This is a genomic window from Streptomyces sp. NPDC007991 (assembly GCF_042958445.1).
Classification (GTDB): Bacteria; Actinomycetota; Actinomycetes; order Streptomycetales; family Streptomycetaceae; genus Streptomyces.
In genome coordinates this window covers 408,657-432,615 of the sequence record NZ_JBIBJD010000004.1, presented here as the reverse complement: position 1 = coordinate 432,615, position 23,959 = coordinate 408,657, and the positions used below count along the sequence as shown (strand labels likewise).

Here is a 23,959-nt window from a genome sequence, read left to right as displayed (position 1 = left end):
CGAGAACCGCCGGCGGACCTTCAGCGGACCGACGCGACGCGGAAGCGGATGCCCGCCGCGCGCAGCCGGCCGATCAGCGCGTCGCCCATCGCCACCGCCGTGGTGACCTGCCCAGCGGTCTCCGGAAGGTCGTCGAAGGCCAGGCACAGTGCCGACTCGGCGAGCATCTTCGCCGTCTCGTCGTAGCCGGGATCGCCGCCCGAGACCTCCGTGAACACCCGCCGGCCGCCGCCCTCGCCCACGAAGCGCAGGGAGAACCAGCTCTTCGCCCGCTTCTCGGGGCTCGGCCCGTCCCCGGGCTTGAGCCGGCCCGACAACCAGCGTCGCGCCGGCGGCACCTGGGCCGCCGCCACCAGCGCGCCGACGGCCGCGACACCGCCCACCGCGACGGGCAGACGCCGGACGGCCGCGTACTGCCGGTAGCGGAAGTCGGGGCCGTACCGGTCGAGGGCCGACGCGGACCGCCGCACGATCTGCGGGTCGATCGTCGGCATCGGCAGCACCCACGCGCCCACCTCCTTGGCGAACCGCGGCGCACCCGCCGGCGCCGACGCCCGCCGCCCCACCAGTCGCGGCTCGTGCCGTCGCCGGTCCCGCGCGGCCGCCGCCATCTCCCGCTGCCGCGCGAACTGGTTGAGGGCCGAGGCGAAGGTCCCGCCCGAGAACGCCGCGTCGGCGGTCACGAAGCCCTCCACGGTCAGCGGAACGTCCTCCGGGAGCTGCCCCACGGTGAAGTACACGCCCAGGTCGTGCGGGATCGAGTCGAAGCCGGCGGCGTGCACCAGCCGTGCCCCGGTCTCCCGCGCGCGTGCGTCGTGCTTCACGTACATCAGATCCACGAACTCGGGCTCGCCGCACAGGTCGAGGTAGTCGGTCCCGGTGTCCGCGCAGGCGGCGACGAGTTCCTCGCCGTACGTCACGTACGGGCCGACCGTGGTGGCCACCACGCGCGCGTGCTCGGCGAGGGCGCGCACCGAGGCCGGGTCGGAGACGTCCGCCCGCAGCACCCCGGGCTCCGCGCCACCGGGCAGCCGCTCACGCAGCCGCTCCAGCCTGTCCGCGCTGCGGCCCGCGATCGCCCACCGCAGTCCCTCGGGCGCGTGGGCCGCGAGGTACTCGGCGGTGAGCGCTCCGGCGAAACTCGTGGCTCCGAAGAGCACGATGTCGTACGGACGGTCCGTCCTTTTCAGCCTGCTCATGACACCCCTCGGTCGTGCAGCCCGTGCCGCTGTCGGTGGCCGAGGCTAGCGTGAGGGGTGCGGAGCGCGACGACGGGCCCGGCTGACGGCGGAACTGGACGGGAGCCGACCCGTCGGGCACATTGCTAAGCGCTTGCTCGTTCAGCTCTTGTGAAGAGTGGAACGCGTTCTTAGCATCACTGGTGTTACATCAGTTGTGTCACAGCACTGGGGGCTGCATGGCCACGGCAAGGACGCCAGGACAGGGCCCGCTCACCGGCGTGCGCGTGGTCGAGCTGGCCGGCATCGGGCCCGGCCCGTTCGCCGCCATGCTCCTGGCCGACCTCGGCGCCGACGTCGTGCGCGTGGACCGCCCCGGCGGCCCCGGCCTCGCGATCGACCCGGCGTACGACGTCACCAACCGCAACAAGCGCTCGGTGCTCGTCGACCTGAAGTCCCCGGACGGGCCGGAGCAGGTGCTCGGCCTGGCCGCTCGCGCCGACGTCCTGGTCGAGGGCTACCGCCCCGGTGTCGCCGAGCGTCTCGGCGTCGGCCCCGAGCCCTGCCACGCCCGCAACCCGGCCCTCGTCTACGGCCGGATGACCGGCTGGGGCCAGGACGGCCCGCTCGCCGACCGCGCCGGGCACGACATCGCCTACCTCGCCCCCACCGGCACGCTCGGCATGATCGGCCGCCCGGACGAACCGCCACCGGCCCCGGCCAACCTGCTCGGCGACTACGCGGGCGGCTCCCTCTACCTCGTCGTGGGCGTCCTCGCCGCCCTGCACCACGCGCGCGCGACCGGCACCGGCCAGGTCGTCGACGCCGCCATCGTCGACGGCGCCTCCCACCTCGCCACGATGATCCACGGCATGCTCGCCGCCGGCGGCTGGCAGGACCGTCGCGGCGCCAACCTCCTGGACGGCGGCTGCCCGTACTACGGGACGTACGAGACGGCCGACGGCCGGTACATGGCCGTCGGCGCCCTGGAGCCGCGGTTCTACGCGGAGTTCCTCGCCCTCCTCGGCATCGAGGACCAGGCCGCCGCCCGTAAGGACGTCACCCGGTGGAGTGAACTGCGCGAACAGGTGGCCGCCCGGTTCAAGACCCGGACCAGGGACGAGTGGACGGCCGTCTTCGACGGGACCGACGCGTGCGTGGCGCCCGTGCTGTCGCTGCGCGAGGCCCCGCACCACCCGCACCTGGCCGCCCGCGGCACCTTCACCGACCACGGCGGCATCACCCAGCCCGCCCCGGCCCCCCGCTTCTCCGCGACCCCGACCTCCGTCCGCACCGGCCCGGCCCGGCCGGGCGCCGACACGGCGGACGTCGCCCGGGACTGGGACGTCCCCGGGCTCCTCCCGTCGTCCCGCACCCTTGAGCGAAAGGCCCCCTCGTGAGCACCGAAGCGTATGTGTACGACGCGATCCGCACCCCGCGCGGGCGCGGCAAGGCAGGCGGCGCCCTGCACGGCACCAAGCCCATCGACCTGGTCGTCGGACTCATCCACGAGATCCGCGCCCGCTTTCCGGACCTCGACCCGGCCGCCGTCGACGACATCGTGCTCGGCGTCGTCGGCCCGGTCGGCGACCAGGGCTCCGACATCGCCCGGATCGCCGCCATCGCCGCGGGACTGCCCGACACGGTCGCCGGCGTGCAGGAGAACCGCTTCTGTGCCTCGGGCCTCGAGGCCGTCAACCTGGCCGCCGCCAAGGTCCGTTCCGGCTGGGAGGACCTGGTCCTCGCGGGCGGCGTCGAGTCGATGTCCCGGGTGCCGATGGCCTCCGACGGCGGCGCCTGGTTCAACGACCCGATGACCAATCTCCAGGTCAACTTCGTGCCCCAGGGCATCGGCGCCGACCTCATCGCCACCATCGAGGGCTTCTCCCGGCGCGACGTCGACGAGTACGCGGCCCTCTCCCAGGAGCGCGCGGCCACCGCCTGGAAGGAGGGCCGCTTCGACAAGTCCGTCGTCCCGGTCAAGGACCGCAGCGGCCTCGTCGTCCTCGACCACGACGAGCACCCGCGCCCCGGCACCACCGCCGACTCCCTCGCTGGGCTGAAGCCGTCCTTCGCCGACATCGGCGAGCTCGGCGGCTTCGACGCGGTCGCGCTCCAGCAGTACCACTGGGTGGAGAAGATCGACCACGTCCACCACGCGGGCAACTCCTCCGGCATCGTCGACGGCGCCGCGCTCGTCGCGATCGGCTCGAAGGAGGTCGGCGAGCGCTACGGCCTCACGCCCCGCGCGCGGATCGTCTCCGCCGCCGTCTCCGGCTCCGAGCCCACCATCATGCTCACCGGCCCCGCCCCCGCCACCCGCAAGGCCCTCGCCAAGGCCGGGCTGACCATCGACGACATCGACCTCGTCGAGATCAACGAGGCGTTCGCGGCGGTCGTGCTGCGCTTCGCGCGGGACATGGGCCTGTCCCTGGACAAGGTCAACGTCAACGGCGGCGCGATCGCGCTCGGCCACCCCCTCGGCGCCACCGGCGCGATGATCCTCGGCACCCTCGTCGACGAACTGGAGCGCCAGGACAAGCGCTACGGCCTCGCCACGCTGTGCGTCGGCGGCGGCATGGGCGTCGCCACGATCGTCGAGCGCATCTGACCCCTCCCCACGGATCACACGGAGCACCTCCACATGAGCACTGAATCCACCACCATCCGCTGGGAACAGGACCGCACCGGCCTCGTCACCCTGGTCATCGACGACCCGACCCAGTCCGCGAATACCATGAACCAGGCGTTCCGCGACTCGCTCGCCGCCGTCACCGACCGTCTGGAGGCCGAGAAGGACACCATCAGAGGCGTCATCATCACCTCCGCGAAGAAGACCTTCTTCGCCGGCGGCGACCTGCGCGACCTCATCCGCGTCACACCCGAGACGGCCCAGGAGCTGTTCGACGGCGGCATGGCCATCAAGCGGAACCTGCGCCGCATCGAGACCCTCGGCAAGCCCGTCGTCGCCGCCCTCAACGGCGCGGCCCTCGGCGGCGGTTACGAGATCGCCCTGGCCTGTCACCACCGCATCGCCCTCGACGCGCCCGGCTCCAAGATCGGCTGCCCCGAGGTCACCCTCGGCCTGCTGCCCGGAGGCGGCGGCGTCGTCCGCACCGTCCGCCTGCTCGGCATCGCCGACGCCCTGCTGAAGGTCCTCCTCCAAGGCACCCAGTACAGCCCGCGCCGCGCCCTGGAGAACGGCCTCGTCGACGACGTGGCCGCCACGCGGGAGGAACTCCTCGACAAGGCCCGCGCCTTCATCGACGCCCACCCCGAGTCACAGCAGCCCTGGGACAAGCCGGGGTACAGGATCCCGGGCGGCACCCCGGCCAACCCGAAGTTCGCGGCGAACCTGCCCGCCTTCCCGGCCACCTTGCGCAAGCAGACGAACGGCGCCCCCTACCCGGCCCCTCGCAACATCCTCGCCGCCGCCGTCGAGGGCTCCCAGGTCGACTTCGAGACCGCCCAGGTCATCGAGGCCCGCTACTTCGTGGAACTCGCGGCCGGGCAGACGTCGAAGAACATGATCCAGGCCTTCTTCTTCGACCTCCAGGCCGTCAACTCCGGCGCCAACCGGCCCAAGGGCATCGAGCCCCGCCAGGTCCGCAAGGTCGCCGTCCTCGGCGCCGGGATGATGGGCGCCGGCATCGCCTACTCCTGCGCCCGCGCCGGCATCGACGTCGTCCTGAAGGACGTCTCCCCGGAGGCGGCCCTCAAGGGCAAGGGCTACTCCGAGAAGCTGTGTGCCAAGGCCGTCGCCAAGGGCCGTACGACACAGGACAAGGCGGACGCGCTGCTCGCCCGCATCACCCCCACCGCCGAGGTGCGGGACCTGGCCGGGTGCGACGCCGTCATCGAGGCCGTCTTCGAGGACACGTCCCTCAAGCACAAGGTGTTCCAGGAGATCCAGGACGTCGTCGAGCCCGACGCGCTGCTGTGCTCCAACACCTCCACCCTGCCCATCACCGCGCTCGCCGAGGGCGTCGAGCGCCAGGCCGACTTCATCGGACTGCACTTCTTCTCGCCGGTCGACAAGATGCCGCTCGTCGAGATCATCAAGGGCGAGCGCACGGGGCAGGAGGCCCTGGCCCGCGCCTTCGACCTGGTCCGGCAGATCAACAAGACCCCGATCGTCGTCAACGACTCGCGCGGCTTCTTCACCTCCCGCGTCATCGGGCACTTCATCAACGAGGGCGTCGCCATGGTCGGCGAGGGCATCGAACCCGCCTCCGTCGAGCAGGCCGCCGCCCAGGCGGGCTACCCGGCCAAGGTGCTGTCCCTGATGGACGAACTGACGCTGACGCTGCCGCGCAAGATCCGGGCCGAGACCAGGCGGGCCGTGGAGGAGGCGGGCGGCACCTGGACGGCCCACCCCGCCGAGGCCGTCATCGACCGCATGGTCGACGAGTTCGGCCGCACGGGCCGCAGCGGCGGCGCCGGCTTCTACGACTACGGGGACGACGGCAAGCGCACCGTGCTCTGGCCGGGCCTGCGCGAGCACTTCACCAAGCCCGGGTACCAGATCCCGTTCGAGGACATGCGGGAGCGCATGCTGTTCTCCGAGGCGCTTGACACCGTCCGGCTGCTGGAGGAAGGCGTGCTGACCTCCGTCGCCGACGCCAACATCGGCTCCATCTTCGGCATCGGCTTCCCGGGCTGGACGGGTGGCGTGCTCCAGTACATCAACGGCTACGAGGGCGGCCTGCCCGGATTCGTGGCACGCGCGCGTGAACTCGCCGAGCGCTACGGCGACCGGTTCACGCCGCCCGCGCTGCTGGTGGAGAAGGCGCAGAAGGGGGAGCGGTTCAGCGACTCAGCGTGACTCTTCCGGGGGCTCGGTGAGCCACTCGCCCAGCTCTTCCCTCAGCGACCGCTGAAAGGCGGTGAGAAGCGCCTGCACCACCAAGGGGTGCATGTGCGCCGACAGCGACCGCACGTCCCGGGCGTCACGCTCGGCGACCTCACCGCGGAAGAGCCGGGAGAGTTCACGGGCCGCGCCGCGCGCGTGCTCCACGAGCACCGTGCGCGCCGCGAAGATCGCCTCCGGGGACAGCGGCACGTCCAGCAGCCCGACACCCAGCCTCAGCAGACCGAGATCGGCCTCGTACCCGCCGTCGGCGGGCCGGAGCACGCCCATCGCGACCAGCCGCTCGACGTCCTCGGCGCCGAGCGGCCGCCCGGCCCGCCGCCGAAGCTCCTCCCTTGTGACCGTCTCCACGGTGTCCGGCGCCCAGGAGGCCACCACCGCCCGGTGCACGGCGAGGTCGTGCGCGCTCAGGTCCGGCGGCAGCCGGCGTAGATAGCGCTCGATGCCCGCCAGCGTCATGCCCTGCTGCTGCAACTCCTCGATCAGCGCCAGCCGGGCCAGATGCTCCCGCCCGTAGTGCCCCACGCGCCGGGGGCCGAGCACCGGCGGCGGCAGCAGCCCCTTCGTGCCGTAGAAACGGACCGTGCGCACCGTGACACCGGCCCGGGCCGCCAGTTCGTCGATCGTGAGGGCCGGTTCCTCGGCGTCGGTCGTCATGCGCAGCAGTATCGCTGTCTCACCAGTGCTGTGAAACCTCCGGGACCAAGGCCGACGGTGGTGTGGGAAGTTGCGCTCTGTGACGTACGCCACCGCGTGACCCGCGTACGGCGGGGGAAGGCGGGCCCTTGGTCTGTGCCCTTACCGAGGGCGCGGACCTCATGTACGTCCGGACAGCCGAGCGCGACCCGCTCGGGCGCACCAGAGAGTGGATCCACCCGTGAGCAAGGACGCCGTGAACACGGCAGCGGCCGCATCCCCCAGCGACGCGGCGCAGGCGCCCGCGGACGCGGGCGACGCCGGCTACAGCAAGGACCTCAAGGCCCGCCACGTCAACATGATCGCCATCGGCGGCGCCATCGGCACCGGCCTCTTCCTCGGCGCCGGCGGCCGCCTCCACGACGCGGGCCCGGCGCTGGCGTTCGCCTACCTGGTCTGCGGCATCTTCGCCTTCTTCGTGGTCAGGGCGCTCGGCGAGCTCGTCCTCTACCGCCCCTCCTCGGGCTCCTTCGTGTCGTACGCGCGCGAGTTCCTCGGCGAGAAGGGCGCCTATGTCGCCGGCTGGATGTACTTCCTGAACTGGTCGACCACCGGCATCGCCGACATCACCGCGATCGCCCTCTACACGCACTACTGGAGCCTGTTCACCGACATCCCGCAGTGGGTGCTCGCGCTGGCCGCCCTCGCGGTCGTGCTGGCGGTGAACCTGATCTCGGTGAAGATCTTCGGCGAGATGGAGTTCTGGTTCGCGATCATCAAGGTCGCGACGCTGGTCGGCTTCATGCTCATCGGCATCTTCCTGCTCGCCACCCGGCACGAGGTGGGCGGCCGGAGCCCGGGCCTGAGCGTCATCACCGACAACGGCGGCGTCTTCCCGCACGGCATGATGCCCGTCGTCCTGGTCATGCAGGGCGTGATCTTCGCGTACGCCGCGCTGGAACTGGTCGGTGTCGCCGCGGGCGAGACCGCCGAGCCGGAGAAGGTCGTCCCGCGCGCGGTGAACTCGATCATGTGGCGGGTCGGCCTCTTCTACGTCGGCTCGGTCGTCCTGCTGGCTCTGCTGCTCCCCGGCTCGGTCTACTCGGCCGACCAGAGCCCCTTCGTCACGGTCCTGTCGAAGATCGGCGTCCCGGCGGCGGGCGACGTGATGAACCTGGTGGTCCTGACGGCGGCGATGTCCTCGCTGAACTCGGGCCTGTACTCCACGGGCCGCATCCTGCGCTCGATGGCGACGGCCGGCTCCGCGCCGAAGTTCACCGCCCGTATGAACCGCAGTCAGGTTCCCTACGGTGGCATCCTGCTGACCTGCGCGGTGTGCGTCCTCGGCGTCGGCCTGAACTTCCTGGTCCCGGCCCAGGCCTTCGAGATCGTGCTGAACGTCGCCTCGCTCGGCATCATCAGCACCTGGGTGATCATCATGATCTGCCACCTGGTCTTCGTCCGCCGCGCCAGGGCGGGCCTGGTGGAGCGGCCCTCCTTCCGGCTCCCCGGCAGCCCGGTCACGGAGATCACCACCATCGCCTTCCTGCTGGCCTGCCTCGGCATGATGTGGAACGACCCGGAGGTCGGCCGCAAGACGCTGCTGCTCATCCCGGTGATCGCGGCCATGCTGGTCGCGGGCTGGTTCGGCATCCGCCGCCGGGTGTCGCGAACGGCCGACCAGGAGCTGTCGCGGTTCACGAAGTAGCAGGCCAGGGCCACTGTCAGTGGCAGCGCCTACGGTGGCGTCATGTCGGGGATCACATACGTCCGGGGTGACGCCACCGTTCCTTCGGTGAAGGGCGTCAAGGTCATCGCCCATGTCTGCAACGACATCGGGGGCTGGGGCAAGGGCTTCGTCCTGGCGCTGTCGCGCCGCTGGCCCGAGCCGGAGGCGGCGTACCGGGCGTGGCACCGAGACCGGGCGGGGAACGACTTCGGGCTGGGCGCGGTGCAGTTCATGCAGGTCGAGCGGCATGTGTGGGTGGCCAACATGATCGGCCAGCGCGGCACCAAGACCGGCAGCAAGGGCGTCCCCGTCCGCTACGAGGCGATCGACACGGCGCTGGCGGCCCTGGCCGCGAGGGCCGGTGAACTGGGCGCGACCGTCCACATGCCCCGCATCGGCTGCGGCCTCGCCGGCGGCAAGTGGTCCCGGATCGAGCCGCTGATCGAGGAGCGGCTGATACGGCGCGGGATACCGGTGACGGTGTACGACCACGGGGACTGACCGGCCCCGTCTCAGTCCGGGCCGTCCCTGTCGAACGCCCGCACCGGACCGTCCCCGAGGCGCCGCGCGATCGCCCCGCCGGGATCCAGCCGGGGGTTGAAGATCGCGACGGCGAGGCCGAGGACAGCGCCGCCGGACAGGGCCCTGCGCAGGACGGCCCCCAGCCGGCTCGACTGCCCGCAGCTATGCCCGGTGCACCCCGTTGGTCGCCGCGATCTTCTTCCACGACCTCGGCTGCGGCACAGCCCCCGCCCCCTTCGCCACCGCCGCGGTCCGGCCCGCCGGCACCCCCGGCTTCGACGGCTGGTACAGCCACGTGTCGAACAGGGCGGACAGCGGCTTGCCCGACACCTCCTCGGCATACCGCTGGAAGTCGGCGACCGACGCGTTGCCGTGGGCGTACGTCCGCGGCCAGCCCTTGAGGATCGCGAAGAACGCCTCGTCGCCGATCTCGTCGCGCAGCGCCTGGACCGCCAGCGCGCCCCGGTCGTACACCGCGATGTCGAACTGGTTCTCCGGCCCCGGATCCCCGGGCTTCACCGTCCAGAACGGGTCGTCGGCGGGGTGCGAGGCGTACACGTAGTCGGCGAGTTCCCGCGTCGTGCCCTCGCCCTCGTGCTCGGACCACAGCCACTGCGCGTACCGCGCGAAGCCCTCGTTGATCCAGATGTCCTTCCAGCCCTTGAGCGACACGTCGTCCCCGTACCACTGGTGCGCCAGCTCGTGGACGACGAGGGAGACGTTCGACCCGTTCGCGAACTGCCGCGGGCTGTAGTACGGCCGGGTCTGGGTCTCCAGCGCGTACCCGGTGGTGGTGTTCGGCACGTATCCGCCGAGCGCGTCGTAGGGGTACGGCCCGAAGTAGCCGGACAGCCAGTCGGCGACCTCCCCGGACCGTTCGATGCTGGCCCGCGCAGCGCCGGCGTGTTCGCCCAGGTCCTCGCTGTAGGCGTTGAGGACCGGAATGCCGCCCTCTGTCGTGCCGGTCGTGATGTCGAACTTCCCGACCGCGAGCGTGGCGAGGTACGTGGTCTGCGGCCGGTCGGAGCGCCAGTTCCAGCGGGTCCAGCCCAGGCGTGAACTCGTCGACTGGAGCCTGCCGTTGGAGATGGCCTGCGTGCCGTCCGGGACCTGCACGGACACGTCGTAGGTGGCCTTGTCGAGCGGGTGGTCGTTGCTGGGGAACCACCACGCCGCCGCCTCGGGCTCGTTCGCCGCGACGCCCCCGTCCGGTGTGCGGTGCCAGCTGGTGAAGCCGTACGCCTTCTTCGACGACGGCACGCCGCGGTAGCGCACGACGACCGTGACGGGTGTGCCCTTGGCCAGCGGTGTCCTCGGCGTGATCTCCAGCTCCTGCTCGCCCGAGGTCCGGAACGACGCCTTCACGCCGTTGACCCGCACCTCGCCGACGTCCAGCAGGAAGTCCAGGTTGAAGCTCGACAGGTCCTGCGTGGTGCGGGCCAGGAGCGTCGCCGTGCCCTCCAGTTCGTCCGTCGCCGGCTGGTACTTCAGTCTGAGGTCGTAGTGGGAGACGTCGTATCCGCCGTTGCCGTAGTCCGGGTAGTAGGGGTCACCGATACCCGGTGCGCCGGGGGAGTGGGGTGCGGCCGAAGCCGGTGTCGCCAGCAGGAGAACGGCCGCGGCGAGGGCTCCCGGCGCGATGATTCTGCGGTGCACGCGAAACTCCAAGTCGTAGGGTCCCGAAGTCTGTCCGGAGCCCAGAGGCTCCCTGTGCTCTGATCATGTCCATGGCCCCTGCTGTCACACGATCGCCATTCGGCCGACATGGGACACCGGTCCCAGGAGGCCGTCCGGGACACGCCGGTCCGTCAGCTGCCCTCTTCTGAACGGGAGTTCACCGATGTAGCGTCCGCCGCATGCCGAAACGCACGCGCTTCACGACCTGGAGACCGCTCGCGACGGCGGCCACGGCCGCCCTGATGGCCACCCTGCTCACCCCGGCCGCGGCGGACGCCGCCCCGCGCGAGAGCCGTCCCGTCCACTCGTACGAGAACGCCATCCGCGAGGCCGTCTGGGTGGACACCGGACTGGACGGCGACCGAGACGGAAAGGCCGACCGGGTCGCCGTGGACATCGTCCGCCCCCGCGAACCCGCCCGGCAGGGCCGCAAGGTCCCCGTCATCATGGACGCCAGCCCGTACTACTCCTGCTGCGGGCGCGGCAACGAGAGCCAGAAGAAGACCTACGACGCGAACGGCGACGTCATCCAGATGCCGCTGTTCTACGACAACTACTTCGTGCCGCGCGGCTACGCCGTCGTGGGCGTCGACCTGGCCGGAACCAATCGCTCCGACGGCTGCGTCGACGTCGGCGGCCGCTCCGACATCCAGTCCGCCAAGGCCGTCGTCGACTGGCTGGGCGGCCGCGCCAAGGCCTACACCACCCGCACGGGCACGACCCGCGCCACGGCCGGCTGGGCCAACGGCCGCACCGGCATGATCGGCAAGAGCTGGGACGGCACCATCGCCAACGGCGTGGCCGCGACCGGCGTCGAGGGACTGAAGACCATCGTCCCCATCAGCGCCATCTCCTCCTGGTACGACTACTACTTCCAGCAGGGCGCCCCGCTCTACGACTCCGGCCCCGAGTGGCTGTCCGACTACGTCGACAGCCCCGACGCCCGCGCCAAGTGCGCCGCCGTGCAGCGCAAGCTCGTCGACGGAGCGCCGCGCACCGGCGACTGGACCCCGCTGTGGACCGAGCGCGACTACGTCAGGGCCGCGCGGAAGGTCAAGGCCAGCGTCTTCCTCGTGCACGGCATGCAGGACCTCAACGTGCGGATGAAGCACGTCGGCCAGTGGTGGGACGCCCTCGCGAAGAACGGCGTGGAGCGCAAGATCTGGCTCTCCCAGACCGGCCACGTCGACCCCTTCGACTTCCGGCGCGGAGCCTGGGTCGACACCCTGCACCGCTGGTTCGACCACGAACTCATGGGCTACGACAACGGCATCGACCGCGAGCCCATGGCCGACATCGAACGCGCGCCCGACCAGTGGACCACCTCCAGGACCTGGCCGCCGAGCGGTACCCGCACCGCCACCCTGCGCCCCGGCGGGGGCACCCAGGCCGGCGTCGGCACCCTCGGTCTGCACCGCGGCCACGGCACCGAGACCTTCACGGACGACCCGAAGCTGAGCGAGACCGACTGGGCCGGGCGGATCGACAAGCCGACACCGGAGAAGGCCGGTTTCGTCACCCGGCCGCTCACCCGCGACCTGCGCCTGGCCGGCTCCTCCGAGGTCACCGTCACCGCGACGCCCTCGACCCCGACGGCCCACCTCTCCGCCGTCCTCGTGGACATCGGCCCCGCCACCATCCGCGACTACGCCGACGGGGGCGAGGGCATCACCACCCTCACCGACCGCACCTGCTGGGGCGCGAGCACCGCCGGCGACAGCTCCTGCTTCAAGGAGACGAAGGCCAAGACCGCCGACGTGGACTACACGATCGTCAGCCGAGGCTGGGCCGACCTCGGCAACCACGCCTCCGGCCTCAAGGGCGCCCCGCTCACCCCGGGCAAGCGGTACACCATCACCCTCGACCTGGCGGCCACCGACCACGTCGTGCCGAAGGGCCACCGCCTGGCGCTGATCGTCGCGGGCACCGACAAGGACCTCATCGACCCTCCCGCGGACACGCCCAAGCTCACTGTCGACCTGTCCCGCACCTCGGCCCGCGTCCCGTTCGCCGGCGGAGCCACCGCCTTCGCCCGCGCCACCACGGGAGCCGCGTCCGCCACGCCCGACGCCCCGCTCCTGGACGGCGTACGGGATCCGCGCTCCGCCCACCGCGTCCCGGAGGCAAGCCAGTGACCCGTGACACGACCCGAATCCGTGCCCTGATCCTGACCGCCGCGGCCGTCGCCGCGTCCCTGGTCGCCGTCCCGGCCCGGGCCGCCGGCGACTCCCCGCCCCGCACCGGCTTCGAGCAGACCAACGGCGCCCGCTGGACCACCCAGCCCGAGGAACAGGGCTTCCTCACAGCCGTCGACCGGTCGAGCGGCCGGGTCTCCCTGACCCGCTTCGGCACGACGAAGCAGGGCCGCCCGCTCCAACTGGTACGGATCGGTACCCGTCCGACCCCGAACAAGGTGCTGCTCGTGTGCAGCCAGCACGGCGACGAGCCCTCCGGCCGCGAGGCCTGTCTGACCACCGTCCGCGACCTCGCCTACGCCCGTGACAGCCGCACCCGGCGCTTCCTGGACCGCACCACGGTCCTCGTCGTGCCCACCGCCAACCCCGACGGCCGGGCCGCCGACACCCGGGGAAACAGCGACGGCGTCGACATCAACCGCGACCACCTCGCGCTCCGCACCGCCGAAGGCCGGGCGCTGGCCGGGCTCCTGCGCGACCAGCGCCCCGACCTCGTCTACGACCTGCACGAGTACGGTGCCACACCCCCGTACTACGACAAGGACCTCTTCGACCTGTGGCCGCGCAACCTCAACACCCACGAGGCCGTCCACGACGAGGCGAAGACCCTCTCCGAGACGTACGTCCGCCCCGCGGCGCGGCGGGCCGGCCACTCGACCGGCACCTACGGCATCTGGACCGACCCCGAGACCGGTGAGCCGGTCAAACAGGTCGCCGGAGACGGACAGGAACGTATTTTGCGCAACATGTCCGGAATCAAACATGGCATCGGACTGCTCATCGAGAGCCGCGTGGACCCGCTCACCGAGGCCGAGAAGGCGGACGAGGCACTGAACAACCGCCGCCGCGTCACCTCTCAACTGGACGCACTCAAGGGCCTGTTCGGATACGCGGAACAGCGCCGCGGCGCGGTCGAGGCGGCGACCGGCAGCGCCCGGCTCGCGGGTTACACCGCCTCCGGCCCGGTCTACGTCGGCGGCGCCGACAACGACCCGCCCGAACCGGCCGAGGTGATCCAGGACCCGCCCTGCGGCTACCGGCTCACGGCCGCGCAGTACGCCGAGGCGGGAGACGAACTCGCGTTGCACGGTGTGCGCGTAAGCCGGGACGGGGAGGGCGCGTTCGTGCCGCTGCGCCAGCCTCTGCGAGCGCTCGTGCCGCTGCTGCTCGACGAGCGCGGAACGTACCACCTGACGGCGGGGAAACCGGAAACGCAATGTTGAGGGGGGTGAAATTACGCCACACGTGGTAGGGGCGTACGGAGGACTTACCTTCCTCCTGCCTCCCGATGAAAGGTGCCGCTTGTGACGCACGACCGACCAAGTGAGAGCGACCAGCAAGAGGGGGCCGCGCTTCCCGGTTCGGAAGCGGGCCTCCCCGGCCAGGAACGCCCCAGAACCGACCGTATTGTCTTCGGGGTCACGGCCGTGCTCACCCTCGCCTTCGTGATCTGGGGAGCCGCGGCGACCGACTCGCTCGAACACGTCTCCACCAGCATGCTCGGCGGGCTGATGCACAACGGCGGCTGGGCGTTCATGCTCGCCGCCTCCGCCTTCGTCGTGTTCGCCCTGTGGCTCGCGGCCAGCCGCTACGGCCGTATCCACCTCGGAGCCGAGGGCGAGGAACCCGAGTTCCGCACGGTGTCCTGGGTCGCGATGATGTTCAGCGCCGGCATGGGCATCGGTCTGATGTTCTACGGCGTGAGCGAGCCGTTGTCGCACTACTCGACGGCCCCGCCGGGCACCGACCCGGCCGACCACGGTGAGCGCATGGAGACGGCCATGGCCACCACCCTGTTCCACTGGACGCTCCACCCCTGGGCGATCTACGCCGTGGTGGGCCTCGGCATCGCCTACAGCACCTTCCGCAGGCGGCGCCGCCAGACCATCAGTGCCGTGTTCACACCGCTGATCGGCAAGAAGCACGCCAACGGTGCGGTCGGCCGGGTGATCGACATCCTCGCGATCGTCGCGACCGTCTTCGGTTCCGCCGCGTCCCTGGGGCTCGGCGCGCTGCAGATAGGCTCCGGTGTGCAGGAGCTGAACTGGATGGACAAGGTGAGCACCGGGCTGCTCGTCACGATCATCGCGGTGCTGACCCTGGCCTTCGTCGCGTCCGCGGTCTCGGGCGTGGAGCGCGGCATCCAGTGGCTGTCCAACACGAACATGGTGCTGGCGCTGGTGCTCGCCGTGTTCGTGTTCGTGGCGGGGCCGACGATCATCGTCCTCGACCTGCTGCCCACGTCCGTGTTCGCCTACCTCGGCGACCTGCCCCAGCTGGCCGGCCGTACGGAGGCCAGCGGCGGGGAGGGTGTCGCGGACTGGCTGTCCAGCTGGACCGTCTTCTACTGGGCGTGGTGGATCTCCTGGACGCCGTTCGTGGGCATGTTCATCGCCCGCATCAGCCGGGGCCGCACGATCCGGCAGTTCGTCGGCGGTGTCATCCTCGTGCCCAGCACGGTCAGTCTGATCTGGTTCGCGGTCTTCGGCGGCTCGGCCATGAAGATGCAGGAACAGGGCAGGCTCGGCAAGGAGGCCACCCCGGAGGGCCAGCTCTTCGACGTGCTCCAGCAGTTCCCGTGGGCCACCGCCACGAGCCTGCTCGTGATGATCCTCGTCGGCATCTTCTTCGTGTCGGGCGCCGACGCGGCGTCGATCGTCATGGGCACCCTGTCGCAGAAGGGCGCGCTCGAACCGGGCCGTCTGGTCGTGGTGTTCTGGGGCGTCGTCACCGGCGCCGTGGCCGCGATCATGCTCCTGGTCGGCAGCGGCCAGGGTGACGCGCTGACGGGCCTGCAGAACCTCACGATCCTCGCGGCGGCCCCGTTCGTCGTCGTGATGGTCTTCATGTGCGTGGCCCTGATGCGCGACCTGCGCCGCGACCCGGTGATGGTGCGCGAACAGATGGGCTCCGAGGCGGTGGAACAGGCCGTCATCGAAGGCCACAAGAAGTACGACGGCGAGTTCGAGTTCCGCGTCGGCCCGGGCCGCGGCCCCGACGTCGAGGGCGACCCCATCGGCAAGCACTGACCCGACCGCCCCAGCCGGTTGACCTTGACGCCCTCGGCCGCCATCGGCCAGGGCGTCAGGGTCGGACACCCTCTAGCCGACCAGCCGGGCCGCCTCCTGCGCGCACCCCCAGGCCACCGTCACGCCCGCGCCGCCGTGGCCGTAGTTGTGGATCAGCAGGCGCCCGTCCGGGAGCGTGTCGCGCTCCAGGCGGACGGCGGGGCGGGTGGGGCGCAGTCCCACCCGGTGTTCAAGTACCCGCGCCCCGGAGATCTCCGGCCGCAGCGCCGCGCAGCGGCGGATGATCGCCTCGGCCGTCGCGGGGTCCGGCTCCAGCGACCACGCGTCCTCCTCCGCCGTACCGCCGAGGACGAGCCCGCCCGGCTGCGGGAACATGTACGCGTGCTCGCCGGCCGCGTCGGTGGAGACCAGCCAGGTGTCGATCCCCGGGTTCTCCACGACGACCAACTGCCCGCGCACCGGCCGCACGGACGGATCCGGCACCAGCTCCCGCGCGGCGAGCCCCGTGCAGTTGACCACGACCGGCGCGTCGGCCTCCGCGAGCCCGGACACCGTACGGGACTCGACCACACCGCCGGCCGCCACCAACCGCTCCCGCAGCCACGGCAGATGAACCGGCATGTCGATGAGCGGCAACCGCGCCCGGATCCCCGGCCCCGCGTACTCCCCGGCCGTGGTCGCCCGCAGCTGGGGCATCCGTTCCGTCAGCCACCCGTCGACCTCGTCGAGACGCGTCTCGCCCAGTACCCCTTCGACCAGGCGTACGCCACTCGCCCCGGACCCCGCGGCCAACTCCTCGTACACGTCCAGCGACCGCAGCGCCCACTCCCGGGCCAGCGTGAGCGGCTCGATCCGGTACGGCCACCACAAGGCGCCCGCGACCGCTGAGGTGGTCGCCTCGACGGGGTCCCGCGTCCACACCCGTACCCGCCGCCCCCGTTCGGCGAGCACCACCGCGGTCGTCAGTCCGACCACCCCGCCGCCGACCACCACGATCTCGCCACCGCGTTCATCAACCATGCCCGGACCGTAGTGGAATGTGCCACGCCGTGCTCACATCACCCGCGGTGTGGGAATACTCACCGTATGTGTGCCGCGTACGCGACCTTCGGCCTGGCACCCGCGATGCGGGCCGGCGGAGTCCTCACCGACGGTGGTTACCAGGTCCACCGGGACTTCGTGGACTTCATCGTCGACGGACGACCGCTGCTGTTCCGGCTCTGCGACCTCGACGCGGTCTCCCCGCTCGCCTCCGACGTACCACCCGCGATCTTCACCGCGCAGGTCCGCAGCCTGCTCCTGGAGAGCCCGGCACCGCTGCCCGGCGGCCGCTACGTCGTCTACGGCTGCCCCGAGTGCGAGGACCTGGCCTGCGGCGCCGTCACCGCCGTCCTCCAGCCGGACGGCGAGGACGTCATCTGGCGGGACTTCGCCTGGCAGACCGACGAACACGCCGACCTGGAGCTCAACGGTTACCACGGCATCGGCCCGTTCCGCTTCCGCGGCGCCGAGTACCGCGCGGCGCTGAGCGCCCTGCTCAACGGCTCCGCACCGGACGCCCGCCGCCGCGTCCTGCTGATCGGTGCCCGCGTCGCCGTCCTGGGCAAGCTCGCCGCGGCGCTGCGCACCATCGGCGTCGGCGCCGACATCGCCCACGACGCAGACCGCGTGCCCGCCGACGAACTGCGAGGCTACGGCGCCGTCGCCTTCGCGCCCGGGACCGGCGAGCAGCAACGTGCCGCCGTCCACCGCGCCTTCACCCACGCCGGTGTCCCGGTCGCCCGCGTCGACGGCCTCGCCCCGATCGTCCCCCTCCTCGTCGCCCAGATCGAACACGCCCTGGACCGCAGCCCCCTGGAGCAGCGCCGCCTCACCGGCCTGACCGCCACCGGCGGTCAGGCCGGCGTGGAGATCACCTCCGCCTGCCGGGTCACCCTCACCGCGTACCGCCTCGACCGGCTCTCCCGCACCCGCACCCACGAGGTCTTCGACGGCGTCCTCCCACCCGGCCGCCACCGCATCGCTCTCGACGCCAAGACGGTCAGGGGACAGTCCTTCGTCGTGGCGCGCACGTCCGGAGGTGTCCTGGTGGCCCCCGTCACCCCCTGAGGGGCCCATTAGGATCGGCACCCTGATGACTGCCACCCTCGTCGCCAAGAACCTCGCCGCCGGCCACGGCGACCGCTCCCTGTTCGCCGGACTCGACCTCGTCGTCGCGCCCGGCGATGTGATCGGCCTGGTCGGAGCCAACGGCGCCGGCAAGTCCACCCTGCTCGGGATGCTCGCCGGACTCACCGCCCCCGAGCAGGGCGAGCTGCGCCTGTCCCCGCCGACCGCCACCGTCGGCCACCTGCCCCAGGAGCCGGACCGCCGCCCCGGCGAGACCGTCCGGGCGTTCCTGGCCCGCCGCACCGGCGTCGCCGAGGCCCAGCGGCTCATGGACGAGGCGACCCAGGCCCTGGTCGACGGCGCGCCCGGCGCCGACGACGCCTACGCCACGAGCCTGGAGCGCTGGCTCGGACTCGGCGGCGCCGACCTCGACGAACGCGCCGAGGAGGTCGCCGACTCCCTGGGCCTCGCGGTCGATCTGGACCAGTTGATGACGTCGCTGTCCGGCGGCCAGGCCGCCCGCGCGGGCCTGGCCTCCCTGCTCCTGTCCCGCTACGACGTCTTCCTCCTCGACGAGCCCACCAACGACCTCGACCTGGACGGCCTGGAGCGCCTCGAACGCTTCGTGAGCGGCCTGCGCGCCGGCACGGTGGTCGTCAGCCACGACCGCGAGTTCCTCACCCGCACGGTCACCAAAGTCCTCGAACTCGACCTCGCCCAGCGGCAGATCAACCTCTACGGCGGCGGCTACGAGGCCTACCTGGAGGAGCGGGAGGTCGCGCGCCGGCACGCCCGCGACGAGTTCGAGGAGTACGCCGACAAGAAGGCGGCCCTCCAGGACCGCGCCCAGACGCAGCGCTCCTGGATGGACAAGGGCGTGAAGAACGCGCGCCGCAAGGCGGGCAACGACAACGACAAGATCGGCCGCAAGTTCCGCAGCGAGGCCAGCGAGAAGCAGGCCGCGAAGGCCCGGCAGACCCAGCGCATGATCGAGCGGCTGGAGGTCGTCGAGGAGCCTCGCAAGGAGTGGGAACTGCGCATGGAGATCGCGTCGGCCCCGCGCTCGGGCGCCGTCGTCGCGACCCTGCGGGACGCCGAGGTGCGCCGCGGCGGCTTCGTCCTCGGTCCGGTGTCCCTCCAGATCGACTGGGCGGACCGGGTGGCGGTGACGGGCGCGAACGGCGCCGGGAAGTCCACCCTGCTCGCCGCCCTGCTCGGCCGTGTCCCGCTCGACGCCGGGCACGCGGCCCTCGGCTCGGGCGTCCTGCTCGGCGAGGTCGACCAGGCCCGCAAGCTCTTCCACGGCCAGGAGCCCTTGATGGACGCCTTCCGCGCGGCCGTCCCGGACACCGAACCGGCCGAGGTCCGCACCCTCCTGGCCAAGTTCGGCCTCACGGCGCGCCATGTCCTGCGCCCCGCGGCGACCCTCTCCCCGGGCGAGCGCACCCGAGCCGCCCTGGCGCTGCTCCAGGGCCGCGGCGTCAACCTCCTGGTCCTCGACGAGCCGACCAACCACCTCGACCTGCCCGCCATCGAGCAGCTGGAGTCCGCCCTCGACTCCTACGAGGGCACCCTCCTGCTGGTCACCCACGACCGCCGCATGCTCGACGCCGTACGCGTCACCCGCCGCATCGAGGTGGCGGACGGCAAGGTGACCGAGCGCTAACGGGCCGTCAGCCGACGGGCCAGCGAGGGGTACTCCACGACGTACCCCTCCCCGTCGACCTCCAGGTCGCTGCGGAAGTCACCGGAGGCGTACCGGACGCGCCCGGGGCCGAGATGCGTGTACGTCTGCAGCGACGGCCGCACCGCCAGATCCGGCACCGACACCCAGGCCATCAGGAACTCCCGTTCGCCGGGCGTCCGATGCAGCCCGTGCCGGAGCACCGGCATGGTGTTGGTGAGCGGGCACAGCCCCAGGTCGCAGTCGAGGGCACCGTCGACATCGGGCAGCGGCTCACCGCCCGCGGTCCACCTGCCATGACCGTCGTGCCGCAGGTCGAGGGCGCGGTCCTGCGTCTGCGTCTCCACCGTGACGCTCAGCCGCCGGGTCACGAACCCTTCGGCGGTTTCGAGCTCGTACGAGACCCAGTACGGCTCGGGCACGGTCCCGACAGCCCGCCCGCGCGCCCGCATCACACCGCCCCCGAGCTCGACCCAAGCGGTCTCGACCCCCCGGCTCGCGGACACGTCCCAGGTGATGACACGCGAAGCAGACATGCGACCACCCTAGATCGTGAAGGGCGCTAAGCGCCTCTTCACAAGGGGCGCGGGGAACTGCGCGACCAGCCCCAACGGACCCGCAGCTCCCCAAGGCCCCCCGGCGGAGCCGTCAGCGGCGCCCCTTGCCCGGGTCGACAAGCCCAGCGCGGCGCAAGGCGTCGGCCATCGCCCCGTTGGCAGGCGGCGGCGCCTGACGCGAACCGCCGCCCCCACCGCCACCACGGCGCCCGGCGCCGCCGCCCTGCCGCTGCTGCGGCGGACGCCCACCGCGCTGCCGGCGCTCACCGGAGCCGCCCTGCCCCTGCGGGGCCGCCTCGTCGTCCAGGCGCAGCGTCAGCGAGATCCGCTTGCGCGGGATGTCGACGTCGAGGACCTTCACCTTGACGATGTCCCCGGGCTTCACCACGTCCCGCGGATCCTTGACGAACGTCTTCGACATCGCGGACACGTGGACCAGACCGTCCTGGTGGACGCCGACGTCCACGAACGCGCCGAACGCGGCGACGTTCGTCACGACGCCCTCCAGGACCATCCCGGACGACAGGTCCGAGATCTTCTCCACACCGTCCTTGAAGGAGGCCGTCTTGAAGGCCGGACGCGGGTCGCGGCCGGGCTTCTCCAGCTCCTTGAGGATGTCGGTGACGGTCGGCAGACCGAACGTCTCGTCCACGAAGTCCTGCGGCTTCAGCGAGCGCAGCACCGCCGTATTGCCGATGAGCCCCGCGACCTCCTGCCCGGCGGTCTTCACCATGCGCCGGACCACCGGATACGCCTCCGGGTGCACGCTGGAGGCGTCCAGCGGGTCGTCACCGCCGCGGATCCGCAGGAAGCCCGCGCACTGCTCGTAGGCCTTCGGACCCAGCCGCGCCACCTTCTTCAGCTCGCCACGGGAGCTGAACGGCCCGTTGGCGTCCCGGTGCGCCACGATGTTCTCGGCGAGCCCGGAGGTGATGCCGGAGACCCGGGAGAGCAGCGGGGCCGACGCCGTGTTGACGTCCACGCCCACGCCGTTCACACAGTCCTCCACCACCGCGTCCAGCGAACGTGACAGCTTCACCTCGGACAGGTCGTGCTGGTACTGGCCGACACCGATCGACTTCGGGTCGATCTTCACCAGCTCGGCCAGCGGGTCCTGGAGCCGCCGGGCGATCGACACGGCACCGCGCAGCGACACGTCCATGTCGGGCAGCTCCTGGGAGGCGAAGGCGGACGCCGAGTACACGGACGCGCCGGCCTCCGACACCATCACCTTGGTGAGCTTCAACTCCGGGTGCTTCGCGATGAGTTCACCGGCCAGCTTGTCGGTCTCGCGGGACGCCGTGCCGTTGCCGATGGCGATCAGCTCGACCGCGTGCTCCTTCGCGAGCCGGGCCAGCCTGGCGATGGCCTCGTCCCAGCGGTTGGCCGGGACGTGCGGGTGGATGACGTCCGTGGCGACGACCTTGCCGGTCGCGTCGACGACGGCGACCTTCACCCCCGTACGGAAACCGGGGTCCAGGCCGAGCGTCGCACGCGTGCCCGCCGGGGCGGCGAGCAGCAGGTCGCGCAGGTTCGCCGCGAAGACCCGCACCGCCTCGTCCTCGGCGGCCGTGCGCAGCCGCAGCCGCAGGTCGATGCCGAGGTGGACGAGGATGCGGGTGCGCCAGGCCCAGCGGACCGTGTCCAGCAGCCACTTGTCGCCCGGCCGGCCCCGGTCGGCGATCCCGAACCGGTGCGCGACCATCCCCTCGTACGACGACGGGCCGTCGGTCGGCTCCTCGGGCTCCAGGACGAGGTCGAGGACCTCCTCCTTCTCGCCGCGCAGCATCGCCAGGATGCGGTGCGAGGGGAGCTCCGTGAAGGGCTCGGCGAAGTCGAAGTAGTCGGCGAACTTCGCGCCCGCCTCCTCCTTGCCCTCCCGCACCTTGGCGGCCAGCCGCCCGCGCACCCACATGCGCTCGCGCAACTCGCCGATCAGGTCGGCGTCCTCCGAGAACCGCTCGGTGAGGATCGCCCGGGCGCCGTCGAGGGCCGCCTGCGGATCGGCCACGCCCTTGTCGGCGTCGACGAACGCGGCGGCCGCGGCGAGGGGCTCGACGGCCGGATCGCCGAGCAGCCCCTCCGCCAGCGGCTCGAGACCGGCCTCGCGCGCGATCTGCGCCTTGGTGCGCCGCTTGGGCTTGTACGGGAGGTAGATGTCCTCCAGGCGCGCCTTGGTCTCCGCGCCCCGGATCCGGGCCTGGAGCTCATCGGTGAGCTTCCCCTGCTCGCGCACGGACTCCAGGATCGCCGTCCGCCGCTCCTCCAGCTCCCGCAGATAGCGCAGCCGCTCCTCGACGGTGCGCAGCTGCGCATCGTCGAGCATCTCGGTCGCTTCCTTGCGGTAGCGGGCGATGAAGGGCACCGTGGAACCGCTGTCGAGCAGCTCCACGGCAGCCCTGACCTGCCGCTCCCGTACGCCGAGCTCCTCGGCGATCCTGCCTTCGATGGACCCTGCTTCGAGGGACCCGGGTGTCGTCACGTCCCGTACCGCCTTCTCACTGAGGTTGCGCGGCAATTGTGGCAGGTGACACCGACACTCGGGGGTCAGGGCGGCACCGGCAGGTCGGGACGGTCGTGGTCGGAACCCCGCGGTTTTGACTCTGCGGCTTCAGACCCCGCAGCTCACACCCGGTGTCCGCGGGCGGAGGACGAAGCACCGCCGAAGAGCCGGGCCAGGGCCCGGAAGGGCAGCGTCACGACGGTGGCGATGGCGCCGCCGATCTGGCGCAGCACGTCTGCGATGGCACGGAACACGTGATTCCCCTTTCTCCTCTCCCGGCCGCAGCGGCCGGGAGAGGACCGGGTACCTCACCAAGACCTCACCATGCGTCACGGCCGACCACATGTGTGCCCGGGGCCCTGGACCGCGCCCGGTCAGCGCTTGCCGAGCAGATCCGCCGGATAGGCCCCGGCCTGGAGGGCCGCCTGCGCGAACGCCGCGCCCAGCTCGGTCAGCCGGGCCACTCCCGCCGCGCCCAGGTGCTCGTACGGGGCCCGGTCCAGGCGGTCCGTCTCCCGCTCGATCTCCTCGCGCAGGGCGACACCGCGCTCGGTGAGCTCGCCGGCCGCGTCCAGCAGCCCGCGCTCACACAGCCGGCCCGTCGCCGCGTCCCAGTCCTCCTGGCTCCAGCCGCGGGTGCTGAACACCCACTTCGGTGTCATGCCCTTGCCCGTCGCCGTGTGGGTCACCATGGCCTCCAGCCCGTCCAGTCCCGCGGACATCAGCACGGCCAGATGCCCGTCGCCCCGGTGCTCGCGCAGCAGGGTCGCCGCATGCCAGTACGCGAGATGCGGCTCCTCGGGGACGGGCAGGTCGGCGTGGGCGGCGTACAGGGGCCGCGCCCCGCGTGAACAGGCCTCGGCGGCGCGCAGCGCGAGCCGTGCGGCCTCGGCCATCTCGGCCGACGCCACGGCCTCTTCGCCCAGCAGGCGGCGCAGCGTCGCGTCGACCGCACGCGCGCGTGCCGCCAGCACCTGGCCGGGCGCCGCGGTCTCCCACACCGCCGGCACATGCCGGGCCACGAGCTCGTACTTGTAGTTGTAGAAGGCCGCGGCCACGGTTCCGGCCCCGACCGGCCCGAGGGCGGCGGCGCGCACGGCGAAGTTCACGGCCCGCGGATCGCTGACCCCGACGGCACGCAGTTCCCGGCCCACGTCGGGCGAGAAGTAGTGCGTGGAGTGCAGGGAGTTGAGCACGTTGTGGCAGCGTCGGCCGGCGCGCGGCTCAAGGGCGGCAGTCGTCATGCCGGCAGGTTACCAACCGCTTGGTA

General features: G+C 71.8%; 18 protein-coding genes. 10 read left to right on the top strand and 8 right to left on the bottom strand.

The features are described 5' to 3' along the window. Nucleotides 1-20 precede the first annotated feature (20 nt). Entirely contained in the window at nucleotides 21-1,199 is a 1,179-nt protein-coding gene (locus ACFZDA_RS13555) for a saccharopine dehydrogenase NADP-binding domain-containing protein (protein WP_391079524.1), read from the bottom strand. A 218-nt stretch (nucleotides 1,200-1,417) separates the two neighbouring features. On the opposite strand from ACFZDA_RS13555, the gene ACFZDA_RS13550 reads away from it, so the two are divergent. Genes ACFZDA_RS13550 through ACFZDA_RS13540 form a run of 3 tightly spaced genes read left to right on the top strand, consistent with a single transcriptional unit; the run spans nucleotide 1,418 to nucleotide 6,003 of the window. Further along, nucleotides 1,418-2,578 carry a CoA transferase gene (locus ACFZDA_RS13550; protein ID WP_391079521.1) on the top strand — a complete coding sequence of 387 codons (1,161 nt, stop codon included), beginning with the start codon at nucleotides 1,418-1,420 and terminating at the stop codon, nucleotides 2,576-2,578. Further along, entirely contained in the window at nucleotides 2,575-3,789 is a 1,215-nt protein-coding gene (locus tag ACFZDA_RS13545; protein WP_391079519.1) for an acetyl-CoA C-acetyltransferase, read from the top strand. The genes ACFZDA_RS13550 and ACFZDA_RS13545 overlap by 4 nt, the downstream gene beginning before the upstream one ends. 33 nt (nucleotides 3,790-3,822) lie before the next feature. Beyond that, complete coding sequence (locus ACFZDA_RS13540; protein ID WP_391079517.1) at nucleotides 3,823-6,003, top strand: 3-hydroxyacyl-CoA dehydrogenase NAD-binding domain-containing protein; 2,181 nt, start codon at nucleotides 3,823-3,825, stop codon at nucleotides 6,001-6,003. Here the strand turns inward: ACFZDA_RS13540 and ACFZDA_RS13535 are convergent. Continuing rightward, nucleotides 5,995-6,705, bottom strand: coding sequence for a MerR family transcriptional regulator (locus ACFZDA_RS13535; RefSeq protein WP_391079515.1), 711 nt, complete (start codon nucleotides 6,703-6,705; stop codon nucleotides 5,995-5,997). The two genes, ACFZDA_RS13540 and ACFZDA_RS13535, sit on opposite strands and share 9 nt — an antisense overlap. Before the next feature lie 220 nt (nucleotides 6,706-6,925). Here ACFZDA_RS13535 and ACFZDA_RS13530 point away from each other — a divergent pair, with 220 nt between their 5' ends. Then, nucleotides 6,926-8,392: an amino acid permease gene (locus tag ACFZDA_RS13530; protein ID WP_391079512.1), complete on the top strand. Its 1,467-nt coding sequence runs from the start codon at nucleotides 6,926-6,928 to the stop codon at nucleotides 8,390-8,392. A gap of 42 nt (nucleotides 8,393-8,434) precedes the next feature. Further along, the gene (locus tag ACFZDA_RS13525) at nucleotides 8,435-8,914 is read left to right on the top strand and encodes an Appr-1-p processing protein (protein ID WP_391079509.1); all 480 of its coding nucleotides are present in this window, start codon (nucleotides 8,435-8,437) and stop codon (nucleotides 8,912-8,914) included. A gap of 183 nt (nucleotides 8,915-9,097) precedes the next feature. Here ACFZDA_RS13525 and ACFZDA_RS13520 read toward each other — a convergent pair whose 3' ends face one another. Beyond that, on the bottom strand, nucleotides 9,098-10,591 hold the full coding sequence (locus ACFZDA_RS13520; protein WP_391079507.1) for a M1 family aminopeptidase: 1,494 nt from the start codon (nucleotides 10,589-10,591) through the stop codon (nucleotides 9,098-9,100). Nucleotides 10,592-10,791: 200 nt separating this feature from the next. Between ACFZDA_RS13520 and ACFZDA_RS13515 the strand changes: the two genes are divergently transcribed. The 3 genes from ACFZDA_RS13515 to ACFZDA_RS13505 all read left to right on the top strand — a co-directional run bounded on the left by ACFZDA_RS13515 (nucleotide 10,792) and on the right by ACFZDA_RS13505 (nucleotide 15,836). Continuing rightward, nucleotides 10,792-12,747: a Xaa-Pro dipeptidyl-peptidase gene (locus ACFZDA_RS13515; protein WP_391079504.1), complete on the top strand. Its 1,956-nt coding sequence runs from the start codon at nucleotides 10,792-10,794 to the stop codon at nucleotides 12,745-12,747. Further along, nucleotides 12,744-14,030 (top strand): M14 family zinc carboxypeptidase, encoded by a 1,287-nt coding sequence (locus ACFZDA_RS13510; RefSeq protein ID WP_391079501.1) that lies wholly within the window; start codon nucleotides 12,744-12,746, stop codon nucleotides 14,028-14,030. Before ACFZDA_RS13515 ends, ACFZDA_RS13510 begins: the two co-directional genes overlap by 4 nt. A gap of 81 nt (nucleotides 14,031-14,111) precedes the next feature. Next, nucleotides 14,112-15,836 (top strand): BCCT family transporter, encoded by a 1,725-nt coding sequence (locus ACFZDA_RS13505; RefSeq protein ID WP_391079498.1) that lies wholly within the window; start codon nucleotides 14,112-14,114, stop codon nucleotides 15,834-15,836. Between the two features lie 72 nt (nucleotides 15,837-15,908). Here the strand turns inward: ACFZDA_RS13505 and ACFZDA_RS13500 are convergent, their stop codons facing one another. Beyond that, complete coding sequence (locus ACFZDA_RS13500) at nucleotides 15,909-16,856, bottom strand: FAD-dependent oxidoreductase (RefSeq protein ID WP_391079495.1); 948 nt, start codon at nucleotides 16,854-16,856, stop codon at nucleotides 15,909-15,911. A gap of 66 nt (nucleotides 16,857-16,922) precedes the next feature. Here ACFZDA_RS13500 and ACFZDA_RS13495 point away from each other — a divergent pair, with 66 nt between their 5' ends. Next, nucleotides 16,923-17,945: an oxidoreductase gene (locus ACFZDA_RS13495; RefSeq protein WP_391079492.1), complete on the top strand. Its 1,023-nt coding sequence runs from the start codon at nucleotides 16,923-16,925 to the stop codon at nucleotides 17,943-17,945. Nucleotides 17,946-17,970: 25 nt separating this feature from the next. Then, a complete protein-coding gene (locus tag ACFZDA_RS13490; protein ID WP_391079489.1) occupies nucleotides 17,971-19,611 on the top strand; it encodes an ATP-binding cassette domain-containing protein in 1,641 nt (546 codons plus the stop codon). Here the strand turns inward: ACFZDA_RS13490 and ACFZDA_RS13485 are convergent. The 4 genes from ACFZDA_RS13485 to ACFZDA_RS13470 form a co-directional block, all read right to left on the bottom strand. Then, entirely contained in the window at nucleotides 19,608-20,165 is a 558-nt protein-coding gene (locus ACFZDA_RS13485) for a putative glycolipid-binding domain-containing protein (protein WP_391079486.1), read from the bottom strand. The genes ACFZDA_RS13490 and ACFZDA_RS13485 overlap by 4 nt on opposite strands. A gap of 112 nt (nucleotides 20,166-20,277) precedes the next feature. After that, nucleotides 20,278-22,668 (bottom strand): helix-hairpin-helix domain-containing protein, encoded by a 2,391-nt coding sequence (locus ACFZDA_RS13480; protein ID WP_391079483.1) that lies wholly within the window; start codon nucleotides 22,666-22,668, stop codon nucleotides 20,278-20,280. Between the two features lie 143 nt (nucleotides 22,669-22,811). Continuing rightward, nucleotides 22,812-22,943, bottom strand: coding sequence for an LPFR motif small protein (locus ACFZDA_RS13475; RefSeq protein ID WP_391079480.1), 132 nt, complete (start codon nucleotides 22,941-22,943; stop codon nucleotides 22,812-22,814). Between the two features lie 120 nt (nucleotides 22,944-23,063). Beyond that, a complete protein-coding gene (locus ACFZDA_RS13470; RefSeq protein ID WP_391079477.1) occupies nucleotides 23,064-23,933 on the bottom strand; it encodes a hypothetical protein in 870 nt (289 codons plus the stop codon). Between the last annotated feature and the right edge of the window lie 26 nt (nucleotides 23,934-23,959).

What these genes read in the sequence shown, in the direction of transcription:
- ACFZDA_RS13525 (WP_391079509.1), top strand. Translation starts at nt 8,435, where the DNA reads ATGTCGGGGATCACATACGTCCGGGGTGACGCCACCGTTCCTTCGGTG.
- ACFZDA_RS13470 (WP_391079477.1), bottom strand. Translation starts at nt 23,933, where the DNA reads ATGACGACTGCCGCCCTTGAGCCGCGCGCCGGCCGACGCTGCCACAAC.
- ACFZDA_RS13555 (WP_391079524.1), bottom strand. Translation starts at nt 1,199, where the DNA reads ATGAGCAGGCTGAAAAGGACGGACCGTCCGTACGACATCGTGCTCTTC.
- ACFZDA_RS13515 (WP_391079504.1), top strand. Translation starts at nt 10,792, where the DNA reads ATGCCGAAACGCACGCGCTTCACGACCTGGAGACCGCTCGCGACGGCG.
- ACFZDA_RS13490 (WP_391079489.1), top strand. Translation starts at nt 17,971, where the DNA reads ATGACTGCCACCCTCGTCGCCAAGAACCTCGCCGCCGGCCACGGCGAC.
- ACFZDA_RS13540 (WP_391079517.1), top strand. Translation starts at nt 3,823, where the DNA reads ATGAGCACTGAATCCACCACCATCCGCTGGGAACAGGACCGCACCGGC.
- ACFZDA_RS13550 (WP_391079521.1), top strand. Translation starts at nt 1,418, where the DNA reads ATGGCCACGGCAAGGACGCCAGGACAGGGCCCGCTCACCGGCGTGCGC.
- ACFZDA_RS13495 (WP_391079492.1), top strand. Translation starts at nt 16,923, where the DNA reads ATGTGTGCCGCGTACGCGACCTTCGGCCTGGCACCCGCGATGCGGGCC.
- ACFZDA_RS13485 (WP_391079486.1), bottom strand. Translation starts at nt 20,165, where the DNA reads ATGTCTGCTTCGCGTGTCATCACCTGGGACGTGTCCGCGAGCCGGGGG.
- ACFZDA_RS13535 (WP_391079515.1), bottom strand. Translation starts at nt 6,705, where the DNA reads ATGACGACCGACGCCGAGGAACCGGCCCTCACGATCGACGAACTGGCG.
- ACFZDA_RS13500 (WP_391079495.1), bottom strand. Translation starts at nt 16,856, where the DNA reads ATGGTTGATGAACGCGGTGGCGAGATCGTGGTGGTCGGCGGCGGGGTG.